Source organism: Bradyrhizobium sp. 159, assembly GCF_023073795.1.
In the GTDB taxonomy this organism is placed as follows: domain Bacteria; phylum Pseudomonadota; class Alphaproteobacteria; order Rhizobiales; family Xanthobacteraceae; genus Bradyrhizobium.
This window is the reverse complement of record NZ_JADPKE010000041.1, coordinates 82,522-105,802: the sequence shown is the minus strand read 5'-3', so window position 1 is coordinate 105,802 and position 23,281 is coordinate 82,522. Positions and strand designations below refer to the sequence as shown.

Genomic DNA, 23,281 nt, shown 5'->3' with positions numbered 1-23,281 from the left:
TCTGCCGCCAAATAATTCCGTCATGGCTGGGCTTGCCGTCTTCGCCTAGGCTTCGTCGGCCCGATTCTGTAAGCCCGGCGAAGCATTCGCGGAGCCGGGTCCCGGCCATCCACGTCTGTTTTCTAGTCCAATGATGTGGATGCACGGGACCAACCCCCGGGCACGACGAACGGATAGATACTTGCCCCGCAGCTTCGACACGCCCCTCCCGATCGATGCCGTGCTCGATGACCTCTCGCGCACGCTGGAGGCGCATAACGCGGCCGTGCTGGTGGCGCCGCCGGGTGCGGGCAAGACCACGCGGGTGCCGCTGGCGCTGCTGGATGCGCCCTGGGCCAAGGATAAGAAGATCATCGTGCTGGAGCCGCGCCGCATCGCCGCCCGCGCTAGTGCCGACCGCATGGCCAAATCGCTTGGCGAGCGCGCTGGCGAGACCGTCGGCTATCGGGTCCGCTTTGGCTCCAAGATCTCGCGCGCCACGCGCATCGAAGTCGTGACCGAAGGCATCTTCACCCGTCAGATCCTCGATGACCCCGAGCTTTCGGGCGTTGCCGCGATCCTGTTCGACGAATTCCACGAACGCTCGCTCGATGCCGACATGGGCCTGGCGCTGGCGCGCGATGCGCAAACCGGCCTGCGCGAGGATCTCCGTATCCTCGTGATGTCGGCCACGCTCGATGGCGCGCGCGTGGCAAGATTGCTCGGCGAGGCGCCCGTCGTCGAGAGCGAGGGCCGCGCCTTTCCGGTCGAGACCCGCTATCTCGGCCGCAAAGCGGACGCGCCGCTAGAGCGGCAGATGGCCGACGCGATCGCATCGGCACTGCGCGCCGATAGCGGTTCGGTGCTGGCGTTCTTCCCCGGCGCCGCCGAAATCCGCCGCACTCAGAGCTTTCTCGCCGAACGCGTGCAGGACGCTTCGATCGAGATCGTGCCGCTGTTCGGTGCGCTCGATGCCGCCGTGCAGGACCGCGCCATCGCGCCGGCGCCCAAGGGCATACGCAAGGTGGTGCTGGCGACATCGATCGCCGAGACCTCGCTCACCATCGAGGGCGTGCGTATCGTCGTCGATTCCGGTCTCGCCCGCGTGCCGCGCTACGAGCCCGACATCGGGCTGACCCGGCTCGAGACCGTGCGCGCCTCGCGCGCGGCGGTGGACCAGCGCCGCGGCCGCGCCGGCCGCACCGAGCCCGGCGTTTGCTACCGCCTCTGGGACGAGCCGCAGACGGCTTCGCTCGCGCCTTATACCCAGCCGGAAATCCTCAGCGCCGATCTGTCGTCGCTGGTGCTCGATCTCGCGCAATGGGGCGTTGCCGATCCTGCAGCGCTGTCGTTCCTCGATCCGCCGCCGCAGCCGGCCTGGAAGGAAGCCAAGAGCCTGCTCTTGGAGCTCAACGCGCTCGATGGCGACGGCCGCATCACCGCGGAGGGCAGGAGCCTGCGCGCGCTGGCGCTGCCGCCGCGGCTGGCGCGCATGATCGTGGATTCGCATCGCGCCGGCAGCGGCGAGGCGGCTGCCGAGATCGCGGCCATCATCACCGAGCGTGGGCTCGGCGGCGACAGCGTCGATCTCGAGCACCGGCGCGACCAGTTCCGCCGCGACCGCTCGCCGCGTGCCGCGAGCGCGCGCGACCTGGCGCGGCGCTGGGCCTCGCAGGTGGCGGCATCGGAGACAGCGGGGCAGCAGGAGGAACTTTCGACCGGCCTGATGCTCGCCTATGCCTTTCCGGATCGTGTCGCGCGCAACCGTGGCAATGGCAGTTTCGTGCTGGCCAACGGCCGCGGCGCTTCCGTCGAGCAGACCTCTTCGCTGGCCCGCGCGCCTTACATCGCAATCGGCGAAATGACGGGAACGGCGGCGAGCGGACGCATTCTGCTTGCCGCGCAGATCACGCAGGACGAGATCGAGCGGCATTTCGCTTCGCATATCGAGAGCACCGACGAGATATTCTTCGATCGCGGCGCGATGGCGTTGCGGGCGCGGCGCAAGCGCGCGCTGCACGCGATCACGCTCTCCGAGGCGACGCTTGCCGTGTCGCCCGCGGAGGAAACGGCGCGCATCTTCGCGGATGGCCTGATCGCCGCCGGCCTCGACCGGCTGCCCTGGTCAAAAGCCGCCAAGCAGTGGCGCGATCGGGTGATGTTCCTGCGCAAGGCCGAGGGCGAGAGCTGGCCTGACCTGTCGGACGATGGATTGGTCGCGCGGCGCGACGAATGGCTGGTGCCGGCGCTCTATGACAAGACCGCGCTCAAGGATGTTTCCGCCGGCGATCTCTCCGATGCGCTGATGGCGCTGCTGCCGTGGGACATGCGCACGCGGCTCGACCGCGAGGCGCCAACACATTTCGAGGCGCCAACTGGCACCATGCTGGCAATCGATTACGAGGCCGAGCAAGGGCCGACCATCGCGGTGCGGCTGCAGGAATTGTTCGGCCTCAAAACCCATCCCTCGATCGCCGCCGGCAAGGTGCCGTTGGTGCTGGAATTGCTGTCACCGGCGCAGCGCCCGGTGCAGGTGACGCGCGACCTTCCCGGCTTCTGGCGCGGCAGCTACAATGCGGTACGCTCCGACCTGCGCGGCCGCTACCCGCGCCATCCCTGGCCGGATGATCCGGCCAGCGCGCTGCCGACAAGGCGGGCGAAGCCGCGTGGGACGTGAGATGTCTTCTCCCTCTTCCGCAGGCGGCAGGGCTATCGCAGTTGAAGATTGTTCGCCTTGGGCCATCCTTCGAGACGCCCGCCTTTGGCGGGCCCTCAGGATCAGGACGGAGTGTACGGCAGCAGTTTCAACGAGCACCGATGCCGCTTAGCCTCATCCTGAGGAGACCGCGGAGCGGTCGTCTCGAAGGACAAGGCGCGCGCTCACTCGTCGCCAAAAGCCATATGCGATTGCCCTGCCGCAGGCGGGGAGAGGTCAGGCGGCCGCATTAACCGTCCGCTCATCCTTTTCGTCAAAATGGCATCGGTCCAGCCGTGGCTTCGCTCGCGGACGGGCGTGCCGCGTGGTGAAATCGAGCTTTCCGGCTCGGAAGTGATGTGATGCGTAACATAGTGATCTTCGCGGCTGTCATGATCGGCCTCGGCACCTTCATGGCGCAGATGGCGGACAAGATGAGCTCCGCCTCCGCCACCTCGGTGCCGCGCACGACGGTGGCAGTCGCTTCCTCCGCGCCGGCCGGCGGCCGCAGCCTCGCCATCTCTCGCGACGGCCGCGGTCATTTCCAGGCAGAGGGCCGGATCGAAGGCCAGCGTATCGGCTTCATGGTCGACACCGGCGCGTCCGTCGTTGCGCTGAACGAGACCTCGGCCGCCCGCTTCGGTCTGCGTCCCTCGCGCAGCGAATACAACGCGACCGTCTCCACTGCCAACGGCACCATCAAGGCCGCGCGCACCCGCATCGCCATGCTGGAGGTCGGCGGCCTCGTCGTGCGTGACGTCGATGCCATGGTGCTGCCGGACGCAGCGCTGTCGGAGAACCTGCTCGGCCTTTCCTTCTTGTCCCGCCTCAAGCGCTTCGAATACGCCAACGGCCAGATGGTGCTCGAGCAGTAAGTTCGCTTTAGCGGCCCGAAGAGGCTCTCCCACCGGAGCAGGCGGGGTGCTATATTCCATCCATGAACGGCCCCGATGCGATAGCGATTCTGCGACAGTTCGAGCCTGCCCTGCGCGAGCGGGGCGTTTTGCATGTCGCGTTGTTCGGCTCGGTGGCGAGGGGTGAAAATCATCCCGGCAGCGATGTCGATATCATGGTCGAGATCGATCCGAATAAGCGGATCACGGTCTTCGATTACGTCGAGCTCAAGGAATATATTGCCAAGCTCTTTGATGAACCCGTTGACGTCGTCAACCGTGACGGCCTGAAATCATACGTCGCTCCCGCCGCAACGGCCGACGCTATCTATGCCTTCTGATCGCATCCCCGGGGCACTGCGAGACATCTTGCATCACATCGATTTGGCGGCTGAATTCGCCGGACGTCTTGATCGCGAGGAATTCGCGGCGGATCTGCGGACCGTCTACGCAGTTACGCGGTGTCTGGAGATTATTTCAGAAGCATCCCGCCGTCTGCCCGAGGAGTTGAAGGCGAGGCACCCGGCGATCGCGTGGAAACAGATGGCAGCCGCAGCAATGTCTATCGCCACAATTATGAGGACGTTGCCGCCCATTTCGTGTGGGAGACTGTTCAACGGGCTCTGCCGCCTCTCAGGGAGGTCCTTGAAGAGGAGGTTGCACGACTACAGCGTTAGCCCATTCTGGTCAGACATCTATATCGCGCGCGCTTCGTTACCAAACTGCCGCAATTATCGGCCATAAGCCTTTATTCCCGCCTTCCGCTGCGGTCCGGCATTCGCTAAGGCTGCAGCAAATCCTGCCCCCCCCTTTTCACGAGACCGTCTCAATGTTCCCGAAGCCGAAATCCGTATTGTTGCCCAACACCTATGCCTTCGAATCCGAGCCGATGGTGAAGCCGACGGGCTTTCGCGAGTACGACGCGCGCTGGTTGTTCCAGAAGGAAATCAACCTGATGGGTGTGCAGGCGCTCGGCATGGGCCTGGGCGCGTTGTTCGCCGAGCTCGGCGTCAGGCAGGAGATCGTCACCGGCCATGATTTCCGCGGCTATTCGGCCTCGATCAAATACGCGCTGATCTCCGGCCTGATGGCGGCGGGCTGCAAGGTGCACGACATCGGTCTTGCCGTGACGCCGATGGCCTATTTCGCGCAATTCGATCTCGACGTGCCCTGCGTCGCCATGGTGACGGCCTCGCACAACGACAATGGCTGGACCGGCGTGAAGATGGGCGCCAACCGCCCGCTGACCTTCGGTCCCGACGAGATGACGCGGCTGAAGGAGATCGTGCTGGGCGCCGAGTTCAAGAACAAGGCCGGCGGCTCCTATCAGTTCCACGAGAACTATCCGGCGCGCTACATCGCCGATCTCACCTCTCGTCCGAAGCTGACGCGCAAGCTCAAGGTCGTCGCGGCCTGCGGCAACGGCACCGCCGGCGCGTTCGCGCCGCAGGTGCTGGAGGCGATCGGCTGCGAGGTGATCCCGCTCGATACCGAGCTCGACCACACCTTCCCGAAATACAATCCAAATCCTGAGGACATGGAGATGCTGCACGCGATCCGCGACGCGGTGTTGCATCACAAAGCCGATGTCGGCCTCGGCTTCGACGGTGACGGCGACCGCTGTGGTGTCGTCGACAACACCGGCGAGGAGATCTTTGCCGACAAGGTCGGCGTGATGCTGGCGCGCGACATGTCGGCGATCCACAAGGACGCGCAGTTCGTCGTCGATGTGAAGTCGACCGGCCTGTTCGTCACTGATCCCGTGCTCCAGAAACAGGGCGCGAAGGTCGCCTATTGGAAGACCGGTCATTCCTACATGAAGCGCCGCACTAACGAGATGGGCGCGCTGGCGGGCTTCGAGAAGTCGGGACACTTCTTCTTCAACAAGCCGTTCGGCCGCGGTTATGACGACGGCCTGGTCTCGGCGATCGCGATCTGCGACATGCTCGACCGCGCGCCGGGCAAGTCGATGGCCGACCTGAAGAACGCGCTACCAAAGACCTGGTCGTCGCCGACCATGTCGCCGCACTGCGCCGACGAGGTCAAATACGGCGTCATCGACGCCGTTGTGAAGCATTTCGAGGGGTTGCAGGCGAAGGGCGCCAAGATCGGCGGCCAGGCGATCCGTGATCTCGTCACCGTCAACGGCGTGCGCGTCACCGTCGAAGACGGCAGCTGGGGCCTGGTGCGCGCTTCCTCCAACAAGCCCGAACTCGTCGTCGTGGTCGAGAGCCCGGTCTCGGAGCAGGGCATGCACGACATGTTCGAGATGGTGAACAGCGTGCTGCGCACGCATCCCGAGGTCGGCGAGTACAACCAGAAGATCTGAAGCGCGCCGTACCGCGGCGGCCCGACTCGAGGCGAGTGCAGCCGACTATGCCATGCGCGGGCGGCTCACGCCGCCTGCAGCGCACCGAGGAAGCCGTTCACCTCGGATTTCAACTGATCGGATTGCGACGACAAGCCGTTGGCTGCCTCTAGCAGCCGGTCAGTGGCCTTGCTCGCGTCTTCCGATGCCCGGCTGACACTGAGGATATTCTTGTTGACGTCTCTGGTCCGGTCGGCAGCCTGTTGCAAATTGTTGGCAATCTCACGCGTCGCTCCGCCTTGCTGCTCGACCGCAGCGGCAATCTCACCGGAGATCCGGTCGATTTCGGCGATGGTGCCGCCGATCGCCTCGATCGCGCCGACGGCCTCACCGGTGGCCGCCTGGATGTCCTGGATCTGGGCGGAGATCTCTTCAGTTGCCTTGGCGGTCTGATTGGCCAGTGCCTTGACCTCGCTCGCGACGACCGCAAAGCCCCGGCCATGCTCACCGGCTCGCGCCGCTTCGATGGTCGCGTTCAGGGCCAGCAGGTTGGTTTGGCTGGCAATACTCTGGATCAGCGTCACCACCTCCCCGATCTTTTGCGTGCCGGTTGCGAGCATTTCGACAACCGTATTGGTCCGACGCGCTTCCTCAGCGGCTTTCGCGGCGATTTGGGCCGATCGCGTCACCTGCTCGGAGATGCTGTTGATCGAAGCCGTGAACTCTTCGGTTGCCGCCGCAACGGTCTCTACATTGGCCGTCGCGCAGGTCGAAGCCGTGGCAGCAGCCGTGCTCTGCCGCATCGCTTCGACGTTACTGCCCCGCATCGATGCGGATAGGTCCTGCATCTCGCCCGCAGCGCGCGCCACTGCTTCGACGACACCGCTGATCCTGTGCTCGAAACCGGCTGCAAGGTTGCGACGGGCGTCGTCCCGCTTTTGTTTGGCGCGTGCGGCCTCCTGTCGGTCTGCGTTGGCGCGGGCTTCAGCGGCGCTCGCAGCCTGGGCCTCGACGGTTTTCTGAGCCGCCATTGCGAAGATCCCGGTGACCGTATGCGCGAGCCAGATCAGGACCCCGGCCTCGATCAGAACGATGACGGCGTGGAGCACCACGCGGCCGAGATCCGCGCCGCCGGGGTAGATGGCCGCCGGCAGAACGAAATTCAGCGTCAGGTGATGCAAAGCGACTGCAACCGTGCCGGCGACGATCGGACGATAGTCGCAATACGCGACGAGACAGGCTAGCGCCGCGAAGAAGTACATGTGCATGTCGACCTGCCATGGGTGACCGGCGAACTGGAACACCAGCATCGAAACGCCGCCCATCAGCGCAACGGCGACGATCATTTGGGTCGAAGGTCCGTTTCCTCCAGCCGACCACGCGATGCTTGCGGCCGAGGCCATCGCGGCCATGAAAATGGCCGGTAGCAACCACCCGGTGCCCAAGATCACCCCGACCACGACCGCGAGCGGGACATGCAGCCAGAGCGCCACGAGCAGGATCTTGCTCGTGCTCGCGCGCAGGACCGCCAGTTCATCACCTTCGAAGGTCATTCCCCAGTCCCCAATGGCTTGTTCGTGAAACAGGCATCGATCGCTTGCGGGTCGAGAGTCAGCCAGGCCCCCGCCTCGTGCAGCTTCTTCAATCCATCGTGGCTGTCGGGACGCAGCACCAGAACGGCCGGCGCAGCCGTCATCCGCACCAACGCCGCGTTCGCCGATGCGGCGGCCAGCAACGCCTGCTGGGCGTCCCACCAGGGCGGGAATGCCACTGCCACCACCTCAGCGTCCGGTCGCGCCTGCAGCGAAAGTGCTGCGACCGCGACCCAGCTCACCAGCAGCAACGCTGCTGCGGGCAGCCAGCTTCTTCTGAGGACGTTCCCCGACTCCATCTCCGAGGATCATAGCTTCACGAAGCTAACCGAGGGTAAATCTCTGGTAGAAGAAAGCCGAGCCCTCGCGAGGCTGCCGCGCTATGCCGCGACCACCGCCGGGATCGGCAGCGCAGTGACCGACTTGATCTTCTCCATCGCGAAGCGCGAGGTGACGTTCTTCAGCGGCACGGCGCTGATGAGCTTCTTGTAGAACACGTCATAGGCCTGCATGTCCGCCACCACCACGCGCAGCATATAATCGACGTCGCCGGCCATGCGATAGAACTCCATCACCTCGGGCATGGCGCTGACGGCTTCGGCGAACCGTTTCAGCCAGGCGTCCGAGTGATCGGCGCTCTCCACCGAAACGAACACGGAGATGCCGAGCCCGATCTTGTTCTGGTCGACGAGGGCCACGCGCTTGATGATCACGCCGTCGGCCTCAAGCCGCTGGATGCGCTTCCAGCAGGGGGTCGAGGACAGGCCGACGCGGTCGCCGATCTCGGCGACGGAGAGGGAGGCATCTTCCTGGAGCACCATCAGGATCTTGCGGTCGATGGCATCGAGGCGGCGGCTGGTCTCGGGGATCTGGACGGCAAGGTCGGTCATTTGAAGAACTTTGTTCCATTTCAGGGGCGAATTCCCCTGATACATAGAAAATCATTCTATCGCAAGTCTATAATGTTGGCGCCTGACCGGGCATCGCCGCCTGCTGCCTTCTCAAAAGCTCTTCAACTTCAACGCGTTGTGGGGCGGCTAGGCCACCGCCATGGCGGGTGCATTTCAGCGCCGCGGCGGCCGCGGCGAATCGCAGCGCCTCCCGCGTCCCCTCACCCTCGGCGAGGCGCAGCGTGAATGCGCCATGGAAGACGTCGCCGGCGCCGAGCGTATCCACCGCATGAACAGGGAAGGCTGGCGTCTCCTTCAGCTCGCCTGTCTCGTTCAGCCAGATCGTGCCGAGGGGACCGCGTGTGGCGGCGAGGAAGGCCGGCGTCAGCTTGGCGAGGCGCTTCAATGCCTCGCCGTCGTCGGCGATGCCGGCGGTCTCCTGCACCTGTTCGCTGGCGAACAGCAAATGAGAAGCGGCCGTGAGCAGGCCGTCCTGCAACGACATCGCGCGGTCCACGCCGACGATGAGGGGAAGGCCGCGCCGCCGTGTCTCGGTGCAGAGGGAAGTCGCGAGCGAGGCGCAGCGGCTTTCGACGAGGACCGCGCGGCAATCGGCCAGCAATTCGTCCAGGTCCGGCAGTTCTACGGTCCACAAAGCGGGATCACGATAGATGGTGATGGTCCGCTCGCCGGAGGGCTCGATCATGATCGCCGAGACCGGCGTGGCCAGGCCCGGCATGCGAACGATATGGCTGATGTCGATGCCCTCCAGCGCCATCCGTTCGAGGATGAAGCTGCTCGACGTCTCCCGCGCATCGCCCATCGGACCAGCGAACGCGACACGACCGCCGAGTCGCGCAATGGCAATCGCGGCATTGAGCGCGTTGCCGCCGCAGATCTCCGCAAGCTGGTTCGCATTGGCCTTGCTGCCGCGCGCTGGCACGTGTTCGACGCGGAAGGTGAGGTCGCGCACGGGAATGCCGATGCAGAGGATGCCCGGCGCAAGTCCCGTTGCGGTCATGGACGCTCTCAGTTCAGGTGCGGCTCTTGTCGTGCACCCAGCGGCCGAGCAGGTGATGGGCGATCGCGAAGGGATGAGGTCCGGCGAGCCCGTCGGGGTGCGTCCGCGCCAGCATCAGCGCAGCCTCCTCGCGCGTGAACCAGCGCGCGTCTTCCAGCTCCATGCGATCGACGACGATGTCCTCGTTCAGCGCCCGCGCGCTGCAGCCGATCATCAGCGACGACGGATAGGGCCAGGGCTGCGTCATGTAATAGTGCACGTCGGTGCAGCGGATCCCGGACTCTTCCAGGATCTCGCGGCGCACCGCGTCCTCGATGGTCTCGGCCGCCTCGACGAAGCCGGCAAGGCAGGAATACATGCCGGGTGGAAACTGCTTCTGGCGGCCGAGCAGGCATTTGTCGCCGGAGGCGACCAGCATGATCACGACGGGATCGGTGCGCGGAAAGTGCTCGGCCTTGCAGGCAGGACAGTCGCGCTTCCAGCCGCCTTCCTTCATGCTGGTGCGCGCGCCGCAATTGGCGCAATAGCCGTGGCGCTGGTGCCAGCTTACCATCGACTTCGCCATTGCGATCGCCGACAGCTCCTGTGGCGGAAGCGCGCCCTGCATCGCCATGCCGCGCAGCTCGGTCACGGTGTAGTCGTCGCGGCCGACGAGCTTCTCGGCCGCCGCCTGCGACATCCCCATGCCGAACATTGCTGCGCCGTCGCGCAGCCCCAGAAAGACCGTGCCGGGATTGGCGCCGCATTTCACTGCCTCGTCAATTCCCAGCAGCGCCCGCACCTTCTCGCCCTCGCGCTTCACCAGGAGCGAGTCGCGATAGACCACATAGGCGCGCGATGACGGCTTCTGCTCCAGCGCGAACAGCTTTTCGTCGTCACGGCGCAGATGCGCGGCACGGTCGAGGACGTTGGTGACGAAGGCCGGCTGTCCCAGCGGGAACGCGTTGAATGCTGACATTTTTTCTTTCAACCCAACCAAATCTTGCGGCGGAGCGCGCTGATGAAATTCTGCACTTCAGTGGCGTCGTGCGCCAGCGGCGGCATCACGCCCCACACCGGCCGCGGCCAGGCCGCATCACTGGTGCGGCGCGCGATGATATGAACATGAAGCTGCGGCACGAGGTTGCCGAGCGCGGCGACATTGAGCTTGTCGCATTTGGTGATCTCCTTCAGCGCGCGCGAGACGCGGGAGATCTCGGTCATCAGCTGCGCCTGCTGCACCTCGTCGAGATCGATGATCTCGATCGCGTCGGGCCGCCGCGGCACCAGCAGCAGCCAGGGATAATGCGCGTCCTTGATGACCAGCACCTTCGACAGCGGCAGATCGCCGATGTCGATCGTGTCCTCTTTCAGGCGGGAATGCAGCGACCAGGCGGGTTCGGGCATGGAGGTTCCGGATGGGCCCGATGGGTTCGGGCTTGTTGGAGCCGACCATACGATACGGAGTCAGCGAGGGGAAGGTTGAGGCTCCGCCGCCACTGCATACGCGATCGTCGTCCTGGACAAGCGCGCGCCGCGCTCGTCGCTGCGTGAGCTAGGGCGGTTTGTCAGTATCGAACGGTTTCTCTATCAATGATGTGTGAGCGCAAGGCGGCGCGCCGCGACATGATGTCGGTCCCGAGGGCTCAGCCGTGCCAATGGGAGTTGCGGATGACGCTGCAGAAATTGCCGCGATGGAAATGCGGCTCCTTGTCGGCGATGACGTCGGCCTTGACGTTGCCGAACGTCGTCTGGGGCCGATGCTTGATGCCGTCGTAGAACGACTGGATGATGTCTTCCTTGAAGTGCGCCGTTCGCGGAAATGCCTTCACCACGGCCTCGCGTTCCTCATCGGGATATTCGTCGTAGGTGAGCCCGAGAACGTCCATTTCGACGCCAGCGGTCACCAGCGCGACGACGGGATGCATGTGCTGGGGAATGCCCGGCGTGGTGTGCAGCGCGATCGCGCTCCAGACCGTGTAGGCATCCGCTTCCGGGATGCCGTGGCTGCGCAGGAAATCGCGCGCCGCATGGGCGCCATCGACTTCGAACCGCTCGTGCTTGCTGCCATGGCCGGGCATCAGGCCGATATCGTGAAACATGGCGCCGGCGTAAAGCAGCTCGCGGTCGAACTTCAGCCCGCGGCGGATGCCTGCCAGCGCCCCGAAATGGTAGACGCGGCTGGAATGGTTGAAGAGCAGGTCCGTCTCGGTGTCGCGGATATATTCGGTAATGGCACGCGCCAGCGTGCTGTCGGGAATCTGGGCGGCTTCGTTGATTTTCGACATGACGTTCTCCTGAAAATCTCTGGTGGCTGGCAGGCTAAGTCTGGGCTATTCTGTCTGCAATTGACGCGATACGTCCAAAACGGACAAATCTGCACCGAGGCGGACATGAATGGGAAGCCAAAATCGAGGACTGTTGTAATCGTTGCGCTGCCAGGGGTGCAGCTTCTCGACGTCGCCGGGCCGCTCGACGTGTTCGCCGAGGCCAACGTGCAGGCCGGCCGTGCGGCCTATGCGCTTTTCGTGGCTGCGACCGAGCCGGGCCCGATTCTCAGCTCCTCCGGCGTTCGCTTAATGCCGGACCGAATCATCGACCGCGACTTCCAGGAGCCCATCGACACCCTGCTGGTCGCCGGATGCCCGAACGCTACCGAGATCCCCGCGAATGCCAATGTGGTCGGCTGGCTTCGCCGGCGAGCGTCGAGGACGCGGCGGTTCGGGTCGGTGTGCAGCGGCGCATTCTTCCTTGCGGCGGCCGGCCTTCTTGACGGCCGGCGGGTTACGACGCATTGGGCAGTCGCCGATACCCTCGCGAGTAAATTTCCGTCGGTCACGGTCGACAAGGATGCGATCTACGTCATCGACGGAAAACTTCGCACAGCAGCCGGCGTGACCGCAGGGCTCGATCTCGCGCTTGCACTGGTGGAGGAAGACCTTGGACGCGAGACCGCGATGAAAGTCGCTAGCCAACTCGTGATGTTCTTCAAACGGCCCGGTGGGCAGATGCAATTCACCCGCAAGGGCGCGGCCGTTCCTGCCGGGCGTGCGGCATTGCAGGAGCTCCAACGCTGGGTCGCCGCCAATCCTGGTCTGGACCATCGGGTTGCGAATCTGGCCAAACGCATGGAACTCAGCCCGCGGCATTTGGCGCGGCTGTTCCATGCGGAGGTAGGCATCACGCCTGCGACCTGGGTCGAAGAAGCCCGCGTCGACGCCGCGAGGCGGCTGCTTGAGTTCGGTAACGAAGCGCCAAAGCAAGTGGCGATTCGTTGTGGATTTGCGGATGCCGATACGTTGCGGCGCGCTTTCGCTCGCCACGTCGGCGTGACGCCGGCCGAATATCGCAAGCAGTTTGCGCACATGGCCGAGGTTCCGGGGCAGGTGCCCTGACCACGCTCGGCATCCGATCTGGCGGTACCCGGCAGGTATGCTGGATTGGGGATGGCCCCGACAGGGAGACCATGTCCGTGGACAGCCGACTTGCTTTCCGCTTCCTTTGGCCCCAAATAGGGACCGGGAGATTGGCGGTGGACGAGCCACTCGCCAACCGGGTCAGGTCCGGAAGGAAGCAGCCCTAACGAGGTCCGGATCGGGTCGCTCGTCAGTCTCCTACCTGTTTTTCGAGCGAATTGCGCCGGCGGCCCCCGCCGGCGCGCTCCTTTCCGCAAAAGCCGGCCAACAGACATTTCATTGCGGATCGACCGATGACCGACGCTGGCGCCCCTCCCGATCCCGACAGAGCGAGCCAGGCCCCCACACCCTACCGCGTGCTGGCGCGGAAATACCGCCCTTCCTCTTTCGATGATCTGATCGGCCAGGAGGCTGTGGTCCGCACCGTCTCCAACGCATTCGAGACCGGGCGCATTCCGCAGGCGTGGATCCTCACCGGGGTCCGCGGCGTCGGCAAGACGACCACCGCGCGTATTCTCGCCCGTGCGCTCAACTACGAGATGCCGGATGCTTCGGTGAAGGGTCCGACCATCCACATGCCGATACTCGGCGTGCACTGCCAGGCGATCATGGAAAGCCGGCACATGGACGTGCTGGAGATGGACGCCGCTTCGCACACCGGCGTCGACGACGTCCGCCAGATCAATGACAGCGTGCGCTATGCCCCCGCCAGCGCCCGCTACAAGGTCTACATCATCGACGAAGTCCACATGCTGTCGACGGCGGCGTTCAACGCCTTCCTGAAGACGCTGGAGGAGCCGCCGGAGCACGCCAAGTTCGTGTTCGCCACGACCGAGATTCGTAAGGTTCCGGTGACCGTGCTGTCGCGCTGCCAGCGCTTCGACCTGCGCCGCGTCGAGGCCGACGTGCTGATGAAGCACCTCGCCAACATCGCGGCCAAGGAAAGCGTCGAGATCGAGCCCGAGGCGCTCGGCATCATCGCCCGCGCCGCCGAAGGCTCGGTGCGCGATTCGCTGTCGCTGCTCGACCAGGCGATCGCGCATGCGGCTGGCACCGTGAAGGCCGATGCCGTCAGGCAGATGCTGGGCCTCGCCGATCGCACCCGCGTCATCGATCTCTTCGATTCACTGGCGCGCGGCGACATCGCGGCCGCTTTCAAGGAGTTCCGCGACCAGTACGATGTCGGCGCCGATCCCATCGTGGTGCTCTCGGACCTCGCCGAGTTCGTCAATTTCGTCACCCGTGTGAAGATCGTGCCGGCGACCGCCGACAACGTCGCCTATGGCGAGACCGAGCGGGTCCGCGCACGGGACTTCGCGTCCAAGATTTCCATGCGCGTGCTGTCGAGGATGTGGCAGATGCTGCTCAAGGGCATCACCGAGGTGCAGGCCGCGACGCGTCCCGCCGCGGCGGCGGAAATGGTGCTGGTGCGCATTGCCTATGTCGCCGACCTGCCGACGCCGGACGAGGCGATCCGGATGCTGGAGCAGAACGGCGGCGGTTCGCCGGTCGTGAGCAGCGGCAGTGCCACGCGCAGCGCGCCTTCCGCACCGGTCGCGTCTGCTGCGCCGGTTCGCATGCCGACATCCTTGCCATCCTCGTTCGGCGCCGGCGCCCGGCCGCAGATGGCGGCCCCCGCGTCGGATCCGCAAGGTGCAGCGCCGGTGCTGCGCGTCACCAGCTTCACCCAGCTCGTCGCGCTGGCCGGGCAGAAGCGTGACATCATGACCAAGAGCGCGCTCGAAGGCGACATGCGCCTCGTCCGTTTCGAGGAGGGCCGGCTGGAAGTCGCGCTCGAGCCCAACGCCTCCAAGACCATGATCTCCGAGCTCGCGAAAAAGTTCGAGCTGTGGACCGGGCGCCGCTGGACCGTGATCGTCTCCAACGAGCAGGGCCAGCCGACGCTGCGCTCGGTGAACCAGGCCGCGAAGCAGGAGCATGCGCGCACCGCCGAGGCCGATCCGCGCGTGCAGGAGGTGCTGTCGCGTTTCCCCGGTGCGAAGGTCGTCGAGGTCCGCAGGCTTGCCCCCGAGGTGCCGGAAACCAATATTAACGCCGACTATGGCAGTGACGATCCGCCCGACGGTTCCGACGGCGACGATGATCTCTGAGCCATTCTTTCCAAGGACGAGCACCGATGGCTGATTTTCTCGGCATGATGAAGCAGGCGGCGCAGCTGCAATCCAAGATGCAGGAGATGCAGGACCAACTCGCCAACGTGGAAGTCGAAGGCATCTCTGGCGGCGGCCTCGTCGCCGTGCGCATGACTGCGAAGATGGACGTCAAGGCCGTCAAGATCGACCCTGCGCTGATGAAGGCGGACGAGCGCGAGGTGCTGGAAGACCTCCTCGTCACCGCCTTCGGCGATGCCCGCCGCAAGGCGGAGACTGCGATGCAGGAGAAGATGCAGGCCCTCACCGGCGGGCTCGGCCTGCCGCCGGGGTTGTTCGGCCAGTAATATGGGCGCCGTTGCAGGTCCCGAGATCGAGCGGCTGGTCCAGCTCCTCGCGCGGCTGCCGGGCCTCGGCCCGCGCTCGGCGCGACGCGCGGCGCTGCATCTGATCAAGAAGCGCGAAGCGCTGATGATGCCGCTTTCGTCGGCCCTCCAGGTCGCGCTCGACAAGGTCGAGGTCTGCAAGACCTGCGGCAACATCGATACGCAAAATCCCTGCACCGTTTGCATCGATCCGAAGCGCGATCCCTCCATCATCGTCGTCGTGGCCGACGTCGCCGACCTCTGGGCGCTGGAGCGGGCCAATGCCACCCAGGGGCGTTATCATGTGCTCGGCGCGACATTGTCGCCGCTCGACGGCGTCGGCCCGCAGGACCTCACCATCGACGCGTTGGTGGCGCGCGCGCATGATTCGCAGGTGCACGAGATCATTCTGGCGCTTAATGCAACTGTGGACGGCCAGACCACGGCGCACTACATCACCGACCTGCTCCAGGACGCCAATGTGAAGGTGACGCGGCTCGCCCATGGAGTTCCTGTCGGCGGCGAGCTTGATTATCTCGATGAAGGTACGCTATCGGCTGCGATGCGGCAGCGTACTCTGTTCTAGCCATCCAGAATTTACGGAACGGACGACATGACGAAACCTTTCGCCACACGATCGGCTTTGGTTGCGACGATGATGATGCTGGTGAGCCCGGCCATATCCGCGCAGCAGGGCGACGAGGCGCTGCCGCCGTCCAAGCCCGGCAAGCCGATCAACACCGGCGACGTGCTCTCCGGCGAGTTGAATGCGATGAAGGTGCGCGACGTCAAGAACGGCAAGCGCGTTGCGACCTACCAGATCACCTCCGAGCCGCGCCGCCTGCCGCCGCCGAACGGGCTGTGCAATCTCGAGACGGGCCCCGAAACCTTCCAGCTCGTCACCTCCAGCGACGCGCAGGCCGCGCAGCTGAAATCGTTCGTCGGCAAGGAAATCTCGGTCAAGGTCGACGAGATCGCCTGCGCCAGCGATGCCGGCCAGATGAGCGAGGCCGTGATCACCAAGTGGAGTTTGGTCAAGAAGCAGTAGGAATGGTTCGCGATTGGCCCCTTGCCGCGGCTTTCTCCGCCGTCATTGCGAGCGAAGCGAAGCAATCCAGAAATTCTTCCGCGGAAACGGTCTGGATTGCTTCGTCGCAAGAGCTCCTCGCAATGAGGAAGGCGAGACGTGAGTCCTAAACCCTGACTGGCCCCAGCGTCTTGAAATGGCCGCGCTTCTGGAGCCAGGCCAGCAGTACCAGGCTCGGGATCGCCACCAGCACGCAGATCACGAAGAACAGCGCCCAGCCGGTCGTATCAGCCACGAAGCCGGCACCCGAGGAGAGATACGTTCGCCCCACCGCCGCGAGCGCGGTGAGCAGCGCGTATTGCGTCGCCGTGTGCAACGGGTTCTTGCACAGGGCGGAGAGATAGGCGACGAAGATCACGGTGCCGATGGCGCTGGTGAAGTTCTCAGCCGTGATGGCGAAGGCGAGCGCCCATTGGCTGGTGCCGACGAACGCCAGCCAGGAGAACGAAAGGTTGGCGAGTGCCTGCACCACGCCGCCGATCCACAGGCTGGTCGCGAGCGAATAACGCCGCGCGACAAAACCGCCGGCAAAGCCGCCGAGCAACGTCGCGGCGAGCCCGACACCCTTCACGATCGCCGCATAATCGTTGCGGGAAAAGCCGAGGTCGATCACGAACGGCGCGGTCATCGTGCCGGAGAACGCGTCGGTGAACTTGAAGAGAACGACGAAGGCGAGCGCGGCGAGCGCGTCTTTCCGCGACAGGAATTCCGAGAACGCCCCGATTGCGGCGCGCAGCACGCGCGCGAACGCGGTCTCGGCCTTTGTCGCAGCTTCCGCCCGCACCGATTGCTCGGGCTCGGTTGCGAGGAGCGCCGTGATGGTCCCGATCAGCACCATCGCCGCCATCACCACATAGCCCCACATCCAGGCCGATTGCCGGCTAATGCCGGTGCCCTCGAAGCCGGAGACGATGAACAGCGCGCCCGCGGTCGAGACCAGCATGCCGATGCGATAGGCCGCGACATAAGCGGCCATGCCGGCCGCCTGCTCGCTCTCGGGCAAGCTCTCGACGCGGAAGGCATCGACCACGATGTCCTGGGTCGAGGACATGGTTGCGACCAGCAGCGCGCCGAGCGCGACGTAGAACGGCGAGCGCGCGGGATCGGTGAGCGCCAGCAGCAGGATGGCGATGATCAGCAGCATCTGCGAGAACAAGAGCCAGCCACGCCGCCGCCCGAAGGCGCGGGTGAACAGCGGCACATGCATCGCATCCACCAATGGCGCCCACAAGAATTTCAGCGTGTAGGGCGTGCCGACCAGCGCAAACAGCCCGATGGTCTTGAGATCGACTCCGGCCTCGCGCATCCACACCAGCAGCGTCGAGCCCGACAGCGCCAGCGGCAGGCCGGATGAGAAGCCGAGGAACAGCACGATCAGCACCCGCGGTTGCAGGTACACGGCAAGGCTGTCACGCCAGGAGGCGGCAGCGCCGGCGGAGGAGGTCGCGTCGGGTGCGGTCATGCGCAGGTGTTAGCAGATTCTGGCCGAAAAGACTCTGGCGGAGCTCGGTGGGCGGAAGCTCTCTCCATCCCTCGCTGTCATCGTCCGCGAAGGCGGACGATCCAGTAATCACCAGCGCCTCGGCTCAACCACGATCGCCGCGGCGTACTGGAGGCCCCGCCTGCGCGGGGCATGACCGTGTACCTTAATCTCACTCCCCTGCCTGCAGCTTCCTCGGGAACAACTCACCCGCGCCCGTCGCGACCAGCCGCGGGGCATCGGCCGCATCGCTCTTGCTGAAATCGAGTTCCTCGATACGTCCGGCGCGCTTCTCGATCTTGTCGGCGGAGATCAGAACCTGGCGGACGTCCTCGTTGACGTCGGAGAAATGCTTTTGCAGCTTCAGCACCCGGTCGCGCAGACGGCCCAGATCGTCGCCGAGCTTGATAACCTCCGTGCGGATCTGGTCGGCGGCGTCGCGCATGCGCGCGTCCTTCATGATCTGCTGCATCACCTGGATCGCGAGCATCAAAAGCGACGGCGACACCAGCACCACGCGAGCGCGGTACGCTTTCTGGATCACGTCGTCAAAGCCGTCATGGATCTCGGCATAGACCGATTCCGACGGCACGAACATCAGCGCCATCTCCTGGGTCTCGCCGGCAACGAGGTATTTTTCGGCGATGTCGCTGACGTGCTTCATCACGTCGCCGCGTAACCGCTGCGTGGCAATCCGCCGCTCTTCGTCCGTACGGGCATCGTGCAGGGCCGTCACCGCCTCCAGCGGAAATTTTGCATCGATGCAGAGCGGGCGCTGGTCGGGCAGGAACACGACGCAATCGGGCCGCTTGCCGGTCGAGAGCGTGAACTGGAACTCGTAGGACCCTTTTGGAAGACCGTCCTGGACAATCGCCTCCATCCGCGCCTGGCCAAAGGCGCCGCGCGACTGCTTGTTAGCGAGCACGTCGCGCAGGGTCGTCACCTGGGTGGTGAGGTCGGAGAGGTTCTTGTGCGCGCTGTCGATGATACCGAGCCGCTCATGCAGCGCGCGCAGGCTCTCCATGGTGTTGCGGGTGGAGTGTTCCATGGACTGGCCGACGCGATGCGTCACCGAATCCAGCCGCTCGTTGACCGCCCGTGCCATCTCGGCCTGGCGGCCGGCCAGCGCCTGGGTCATGGCGTCGACCCGGCCCGAAGCCTCGCTCTGGGCCCGCAGCACCTCGCTCAGGCGCTCCTCGAGCTCGTCGGCACGGATGGCATTGGCCATCGCGAGTTCCGCGCCGCGCCGCCCGGAGCGCGCGATCACCCCGGCAATCACCACCAGCAGGATGAGGACGAGGGCGCCGAAGCCGATCAGCGCGTCGATGGTGCGCACCGGCCAGTCGCCGAGCACGAAGATGATCTCGTTCATGCCGACCCTTCTAGCCGATTCGCCGGGCTCCACGAACGAATAGCGAACGTTTATGGCCAAAGTCCCGTTGATTCTTATGGTTAACGAAATCTGAAGTTTTATGGTTAGCGAAGGGTTAACGGAGTTCCGCGCCGGATTGACCGCACCCGACACGCGGCTTAAATCGCGGCCATGGCCCTACGAGAAATCATCATCCTGCCCGACAAGCAGCTGCGTCTGGTCTCCAAGCCGATCGAGAAGGTCACGCCGGAGATCCGCAAGCTTGCCGACGACATGTTCGAGACCATGTACGACGCGCCTGGCATTGGCCTCGCCGCGATCCAGGTCGCGCAGCCGCTGCGGCTGATCACCATGGACCTCGCCAAGCGGGACGAGGACGGCGAGACCAGGCACGAGCCGCGCGTCTTCATCAATCCGGAGATTCTCTCCTCCTCAGAGGAACTTTCAGTGTACGAGGAAGGCTGCCTCTCGATCCCCGAATATTACGAGGAGGTCGAGCGCCCGGCGAAGGTGCGCGTGCGCTTCACCGATCTCGACGGCAAGCTGCACGAGGAGGATGCCGAAGGCCTCTATGCCACCTGCATCCAGCACGAGATCGATCATCTCAACGGCGTCTTGTTCGTCGACTACCTGTCGAAGCTCAAGCGCGACCGCGTGATGAAGAAGTTCGAGAAGGCCGCCAAGCGGGCGGGGTAGAGTTTAGTGTTGCCTCACGCTCAGTCTGCTCCCTCGCCTTGGGGGGAGGGCAGGGGAGGGGGCAGCCCAGCAAAAGGCGCTCCTGATTTGCGGAGCGCGAGCAACAAAGCGCCCGCGCTCACGCCGCTAGAGCGGTCGTGTGGCACCCCCTCCCTAGCCCTCCCCAAGGGGGAGGGAACGCAGCGAGTCTGTTGATGCCCCTCCGCCTGATCTTCATGGGCACGCCCGATTTCTCCGTGCCGACGCTGCTCGAGCTGGTCGCGCATGGCCACGAGATCGCCGCCGTCTACACCCGCGCGCCGAAGCCGGGCGGACGGCGCGGCCTGCAATTGCAGCCCACTCCGGTTGAAGAAGCGGCGCGAAAACTCGGCGTCCACGTGCTGACGCCGAAGACGTTGAAGACGCCGGAAGCACTCGACGAGTTTCGCGCCTTCGATGCCGATGCCGCCGTCGTCGTCGCCTATGGCATGATCCTGCCGCAGGCGATCCTCGATGCGCCGAAGCTCGGCTGCTACAATCTGCACGCTTCGCTCTTGCCGCGCTGGCGCGGCGCCGCGCCGATCAACCGCGCCATCATGGCAGGCGATGCCGAAAGCGGCGTGATGGTGATGAAGATGGATGTCGGCCTGGATACCGGCGACGTCGCCATGGCCGAGCGCATCGCGATCACCGACAGCATGACCGCGGCCGATCTGCACGATCGCCTGTCCCGGTTAGGTGCCGATTTGATGGTGCGCGCGATGGCGGCGCTCGCACGCGGCGGGCTCCAGCTCAAAAAGCAGAGCGAGGACGGTGTCACCTATGCCGCCAAGATCGACAAGGCCGAGGCGCGGATCGACTGGACGAAACCCGCACGCGCGGTGCTGCGCCACATCCATGGCCTGTCGCCGTTTCCCGGCGCCTGGACCGAGCTTGTGGACGTCAGCGAAAATGCGCGCGTCAAGATCCTGCGATGTGAATTGGCGAACGGCTCAGGTGCGCCGGGCGAGGTGCTCGACGACCACCTCACCATCGCCTGCGGCGAGGGTGCCGTCCGCATCCTCGAGCTGCAGCGCGAAGGCAAGGCCAGGATGCGGGCCGCGGACTTTCTGCGCGGCGTGCCTGTGAGGGCGGGCGCGAAATTCAGCTGACACTGTCATACCCCGCGAAGGCGGGGTATCCAGTACGCCGAGGCTTCTCGGTTGATCTGATCGGCTGCGGAGTACTGGATTGCCCGCCTTCGCGGGCAATGACGGTGAAACTGGACACGATGCCCCGTTACAAGCTCACCATCGAATATGACGGCGCGCCGTTCTTCGGCTGGCAAGTGCAGGAGACGCTGCCCTCGGTGCAGGGCGCGCTAGAGGCCGCGGTGAAGGCGATGACCGGCGCGGACGCGCGGGTGCATGGCGCTGGCCGCACCGATGCCAGCGTGCACGCGCTTGGCCAGGTCGCGCATGTCGACATCGGCAAGCAATTTGCGCCGGATCGTTTTCGCGACGGGCTCAACGCGCATTTGCGCCCCCATCCGGTCGCGGTGCTCGAGGCCGAGATCGTCCCCGAGACCTTCGAGGCGCGCTTCTCGGCCATCAAGCGCCACTACCGCTACCGCATCATCAACACCCGCGCCAATCTCGCCATCGACGTCGGTCGCGCCTGGCGCGTGCCGCGCCGGCTCGACAGTAACGCGATGCATGCAGCAGCCCAGCGTCTGCTCGGCAAGCACGACTTCACGACGTTCCGCGATACCGAGTGCCAGGCCAAGTCGCCGGAGAAGACGCTCGATCAGCTCGACGTGATACGCGACGGCCGCGAGATCACCATTGTCACCTCTGCGCGCTCGTTCCTGCACAGCCAGGTGCGCTCGATGGTGGGATCGCTGGTCTGGGTCGGCGAGGGACGCTGGACGGCCGATGATCTGTCGGCCGCACTCGCCGCCCGCAGCCGCGCCGCCTGCGGCATCGTCGCCCCGCCGCAGGGGCTGTATCTGGTGAAGGTGGATTATTGAGATGCGCGGAGGGCGCAGGGTGCGCTCTCGCTACATCAGCGCTGTCATGCCCCGGCTTGCCGCCTTCGCAAAAGCTTCGGTGGCCGAGCACCCTTGTGGCCCCGGCGTAGCCTTGGCGGCGCCGGGACCGGGGCATCTCGTACGCCGCGGCCTCCCGGTTCAATACTGCTGTCTCTGGAATACTGGATCGCCCGATCAAGTCGGGCGATGACAGCTCTGTTTGTGGAGGCAACAGTGCCTCAAGCAAAATACCTTGCCAAAATCCCCCGATACACCCGCGTCAGCTTCTCTAGATCCGCCACGGGCACCCGCTCGTCGATCTGGTGCATGGTCTGGCCGACCAGGCCGAACTCGATCACCGGGCAGTAGCTGGAGATGAAGCGCGCGTCCGACGTGCCGCCCGAGGTCGACAGCTCCGGCTTGCGGCCCGTCACCTCTTCGATCGCGGACACTGCAAGATCGGTGAACGGGCCGGGCTTGGTCACGAACACGTTGGAGTTCGAGTGATCCCAGACGATGCGGGCGCGGATGCGGTTGCCGCAGGCTTTGGCGAGGCGCGCCTCGACCAATTCGCGCAGGCTGGCTTGCGTGTGGTTGTCGTTGTAGCGGATGTTGAATTTCGCGCGGGCCTCGCCGGGGATGACGTTGCTGGCCTTGTTGCCGACGTCCACCGAGGTGAATTCGAGATTGGAGGCCTGGAACTGGGCGCTGCCATGGTCGAGCGGCTCGTCGGAGATCGCCACGATCAGCCGCGCAATATCAGGCACGGGGTTGGAGGCGCGATGTGGATAGGCGACATGGCCCTGCACGCCGTCGACATGAAGCGTGCCGGATTGCGAACCGCGGCGGCCGACCTTGATGGTGTCGCCGAGCGTCTCGACGTTGGAGGGCTCGCCCAGCACGCAATGGTCGAACTTTTCGCCGCGCTCGGCGGCCCATTTCAGCAGCTTGACCGTGCCGTTGATCGAAACGTCTTCCTCGTCGCCGGTGATCAGGAAAGAGATCGAGCCCTTGCCGTCCTTGCGCGGCTTGCCCTCATTGGCGGCGAGATGCTCCAGCACCGCCGCCACCGAGCAGGCGATGCCGCCCTTCATGTCGACCGCGCCGCGGCCGTGCAGGACGCCATCCCGGACCTCGCCCGAGAACGCGCCGACGCTCCAGGCGCTCTCGTCACCGGGCGGCACCACGTCGGTGTGGCCGGCAAAGGTGATGTGCGGGCCCTCGCTGCCGATCCGCGCATAGAGATTGTCGATGTCGGCGGTGCCGGGTTCGCTGAACGTCACGCGATGACAGGTGAAGCCTGCTGCGGTCAGGGCTTTTTCAAGCACCCCAAGCGCACCGGCATCGGCCGGGGTTACCGAGGGGCAGCGGATGAGATCGCGGGCGATGGAGAGAGCATCGGTCATGCGC

Annotated in this window: 23 protein-coding genes and 1 other RNA gene; 14 read left to right on the top strand and 10 right to left on the bottom strand. The window is 65.1% G+C overall.

Features of this window, described 5'->3' with window-relative positions; all coding sequences use genetic code 11:
- Nucleotides 1-181: 181 nt before the first annotated feature.
- From hrpB to IVA96_RS09560, 5 genes are all read left to right on the top strand, one after another.
- Nucleotides 182-2,656: an ATP-dependent helicase HrpB gene (hrpB, locus tag IVA96_RS09580; protein ID WP_247276411.1), complete on the top strand. Its 2,475-nt coding sequence runs from the start codon at nt 182-184 to the stop codon at nt 2,654-2,656.
- A gap of 380 nt (nt 2,657-3,036) precedes the next feature.
- Nucleotides 3,037-3,549: a TIGR02281 family clan AA aspartic protease gene (locus IVA96_RS09575; protein ID WP_247276412.1), complete on the top strand. Its 513-nt coding sequence runs from the start codon at nt 3,037-3,039 to the stop codon at nt 3,547-3,549.
- Nucleotides 3,550-3,611: 62 nt separating this feature from the next.
- A complete protein-coding gene (locus tag IVA96_RS09570) occupies nt 3,612-3,908 on the top strand; it encodes a nucleotidyltransferase family protein (RefSeq protein WP_247276413.1) in 297 nt (98 codons plus the stop codon).
- Entirely contained in the window at nt 3,898-4,311 is a 414-nt protein-coding gene (locus IVA96_RS09565; protein ID WP_346015471.1) for a HepT-like ribonuclease domain-containing protein, read from the top strand. Before IVA96_RS09570 ends, IVA96_RS09565 begins: the two co-directional genes overlap by 11 nt.
- Before the next feature lie 85 nt (nt 4,312-4,396).
- Complete coding sequence (locus IVA96_RS09560; protein ID WP_247276414.1) at nt 4,397-5,896, top strand: phosphomannomutase/phosphoglucomutase; 1,500 nt, start codon at nt 4,397-4,399, stop codon at nt 5,894-5,896.
- A gap of 65 nt (nt 5,897-5,961) precedes the next feature.
- On the opposite strand, the gene IVA96_RS09555 is transcribed toward IVA96_RS09560, so the two are convergent.
- The 7 genes from IVA96_RS09555 to IVA96_RS09525 form a co-directional block, all read right to left on the bottom strand.
- A complete protein-coding gene (locus tag IVA96_RS09555; protein WP_247276415.1) occupies nt 5,962-7,428 on the bottom strand; it encodes a methyl-accepting chemotaxis protein in 1,467 nt (488 codons plus the stop codon).
- Complete coding sequence (locus IVA96_RS09550) at nt 7,425-7,766, bottom strand: hypothetical protein (RefSeq protein WP_247276416.1); 342 nt, start codon at nt 7,764-7,766, stop codon at nt 7,425-7,427. The genes IVA96_RS09555 and IVA96_RS09550 overlap by 4 nt, the downstream gene beginning before the upstream one ends.
- 81 nt (nt 7,767-7,847) lie before the next feature.
- A complete protein-coding gene (locus IVA96_RS09545; protein WP_247276417.1) occupies nt 7,848-8,357 on the bottom strand; it encodes an Lrp/AsnC family transcriptional regulator in 510 nt (169 codons plus the stop codon).
- 67 nt (nt 8,358-8,424) lie between these two features.
- The gene (locus tag IVA96_RS09540; protein ID WP_247276418.1) at nt 8,425-9,378 is read right to left on the bottom strand and encodes a sugar kinase; all 954 of its coding nucleotides are present in this window, start codon (nt 9,376-9,378) and stop codon (nt 8,425-8,427) included.
- A gap of 13 nt (nt 9,379-9,391) precedes the next feature.
- Complete coding sequence (nudC, locus tag IVA96_RS09535) at nt 9,392-10,336, bottom strand: NAD(+) diphosphatase (RefSeq protein WP_247276419.1); 945 nt, start codon at nt 10,334-10,336, stop codon at nt 9,392-9,394.
- An 8-nt stretch (nt 10,337-10,344) separates the two neighbouring features.
- Nucleotides 10,345-10,764, bottom strand: a complete 420-nt coding sequence (locus IVA96_RS09530; protein ID WP_247276420.1) for an HIT family protein — start codon at nt 10,762-10,764, stop codon at nt 10,345-10,347.
- Nucleotides 10,765-11,003: 239 nt separating this feature from the next.
- Nucleotides 11,004-11,645 (bottom strand): HD domain-containing protein, encoded by a 642-nt coding sequence (locus tag IVA96_RS09525; RefSeq protein WP_247276421.1) that lies wholly within the window; start codon nt 11,643-11,645, stop codon nt 11,004-11,006.
- Nucleotides 11,646-11,750: 105 nt separating this feature from the next.
- Here IVA96_RS09525 and IVA96_RS09520 point away from each other — a divergent pair, with 105 nt between their 5' ends.
- The 6 genes from IVA96_RS09520 to IVA96_RS09495 all read left to right on the top strand — a co-directional run bounded on the left by IVA96_RS09520 (nt 11,751) and on the right by IVA96_RS09495 (nt 16,297).
- On the top strand, nt 11,751-12,752 hold the full coding sequence (locus IVA96_RS09520) for a GlxA family transcriptional regulator (RefSeq protein WP_247276447.1): 1,002 nt from the start codon (nt 11,751-11,753) through the stop codon (nt 12,750-12,752).
- A 126-nt stretch (nt 12,753-12,878) separates the two neighbouring features.
- Nucleotides 12,879-12,975, top strand: an RNA gene (gene ffs, locus IVA96_RS09515) — signal recognition particle sRNA small type.
- Nucleotides 12,976-13,066: 91 nt separating this feature from the next.
- Nucleotides 13,067-14,884, top strand: coding sequence for a DNA polymerase III subunit gamma/tau (locus IVA96_RS09510; RefSeq protein ID WP_247416923.1), 1,818 nt, complete (start codon nt 13,067-13,069; stop codon nt 14,882-14,884).
- A gap of 26 nt (nt 14,885-14,910) precedes the next feature.
- Nucleotides 14,911-15,231: a YbaB/EbfC family nucleoid-associated protein gene (locus IVA96_RS09505; protein ID WP_247276423.1), complete on the top strand. Its 321-nt coding sequence runs from the start codon at nt 14,911-14,913 to the stop codon at nt 15,229-15,231.
- Nucleotide 15,232: 1 nt separating this feature from the next.
- Nucleotides 15,233-15,835, top strand: coding sequence for a recombination mediator RecR (gene recR, locus IVA96_RS09500; protein ID WP_247276424.1), 603 nt, complete (start codon nt 15,233-15,235; stop codon nt 15,833-15,835).
- Nucleotides 15,836-15,862: 27 nt separating this feature from the next.
- Complete coding sequence (locus tag IVA96_RS09495) at nt 15,863-16,297, top strand: hypothetical protein (protein WP_247276425.1); 435 nt, start codon at nt 15,863-15,865, stop codon at nt 16,295-16,297.
- Nucleotides 16,298-16,442: 145 nt separating this feature from the next.
- On the opposite strand, the gene IVA96_RS09490 is transcribed toward IVA96_RS09495, so the two are convergent.
- Complete coding sequence (locus IVA96_RS09490) at nt 16,443-17,798, bottom strand: MFS transporter (protein ID WP_247276426.1); 1,356 nt, start codon at nt 17,796-17,798, stop codon at nt 16,443-16,445.
- Nucleotides 17,799-17,988: 190 nt separating this feature from the next.
- Nucleotides 17,989-19,188, bottom strand: coding sequence for a DNA recombination protein RmuC (gene rmuC, locus IVA96_RS09485; protein ID WP_247276427.1), 1,200 nt, complete (start codon nt 19,186-19,188; stop codon nt 17,989-17,991).
- Between the two features lie 171 nt (nt 19,189-19,359).
- Between rmuC and def the strand changes: the two genes are divergently transcribed.
- From def to truA, 3 genes are all read left to right on the top strand, one after another.
- Nucleotides 19,360-19,884, top strand: a complete 525-nt coding sequence (gene def / locus IVA96_RS09480; protein ID WP_247276428.1) for a peptide deformylase — start codon at nt 19,360-19,362, stop codon at nt 19,882-19,884.
- 194 nt (nt 19,885-20,078) lie between these two features.
- Nucleotides 20,079-21,014 carry a methionyl-tRNA formyltransferase gene (gene fmt / locus IVA96_RS09475; RefSeq protein WP_247416917.1) on the top strand — a complete coding sequence of 312 codons (936 nt, stop codon included), beginning with the start codon at nt 20,079-20,081 and terminating at the stop codon, nt 21,012-21,014.
- Between the two features lie 119 nt (nt 21,015-21,133).
- Complete coding sequence (truA, locus tag IVA96_RS09470; RefSeq protein ID WP_247417061.1) at nt 21,134-21,871, top strand: tRNA pseudouridine(38-40) synthase TruA; 738 nt, start codon at nt 21,134-21,136, stop codon at nt 21,869-21,871.
- Nucleotides 21,872-22,110: 239 nt separating this feature from the next.
- On the opposite strand, the gene dapE is transcribed toward truA, so the two are convergent.
- Nucleotides 22,111-23,277 (bottom strand): succinyl-diaminopimelate desuccinylase, encoded by a 1,167-nt coding sequence (gene dapE, locus IVA96_RS09465; protein WP_247276430.1) that lies wholly within the window; start codon nt 23,275-23,277, stop codon nt 22,111-22,113.
- Nucleotides 23,278-23,281: the final 4 nt, after the last annotated feature.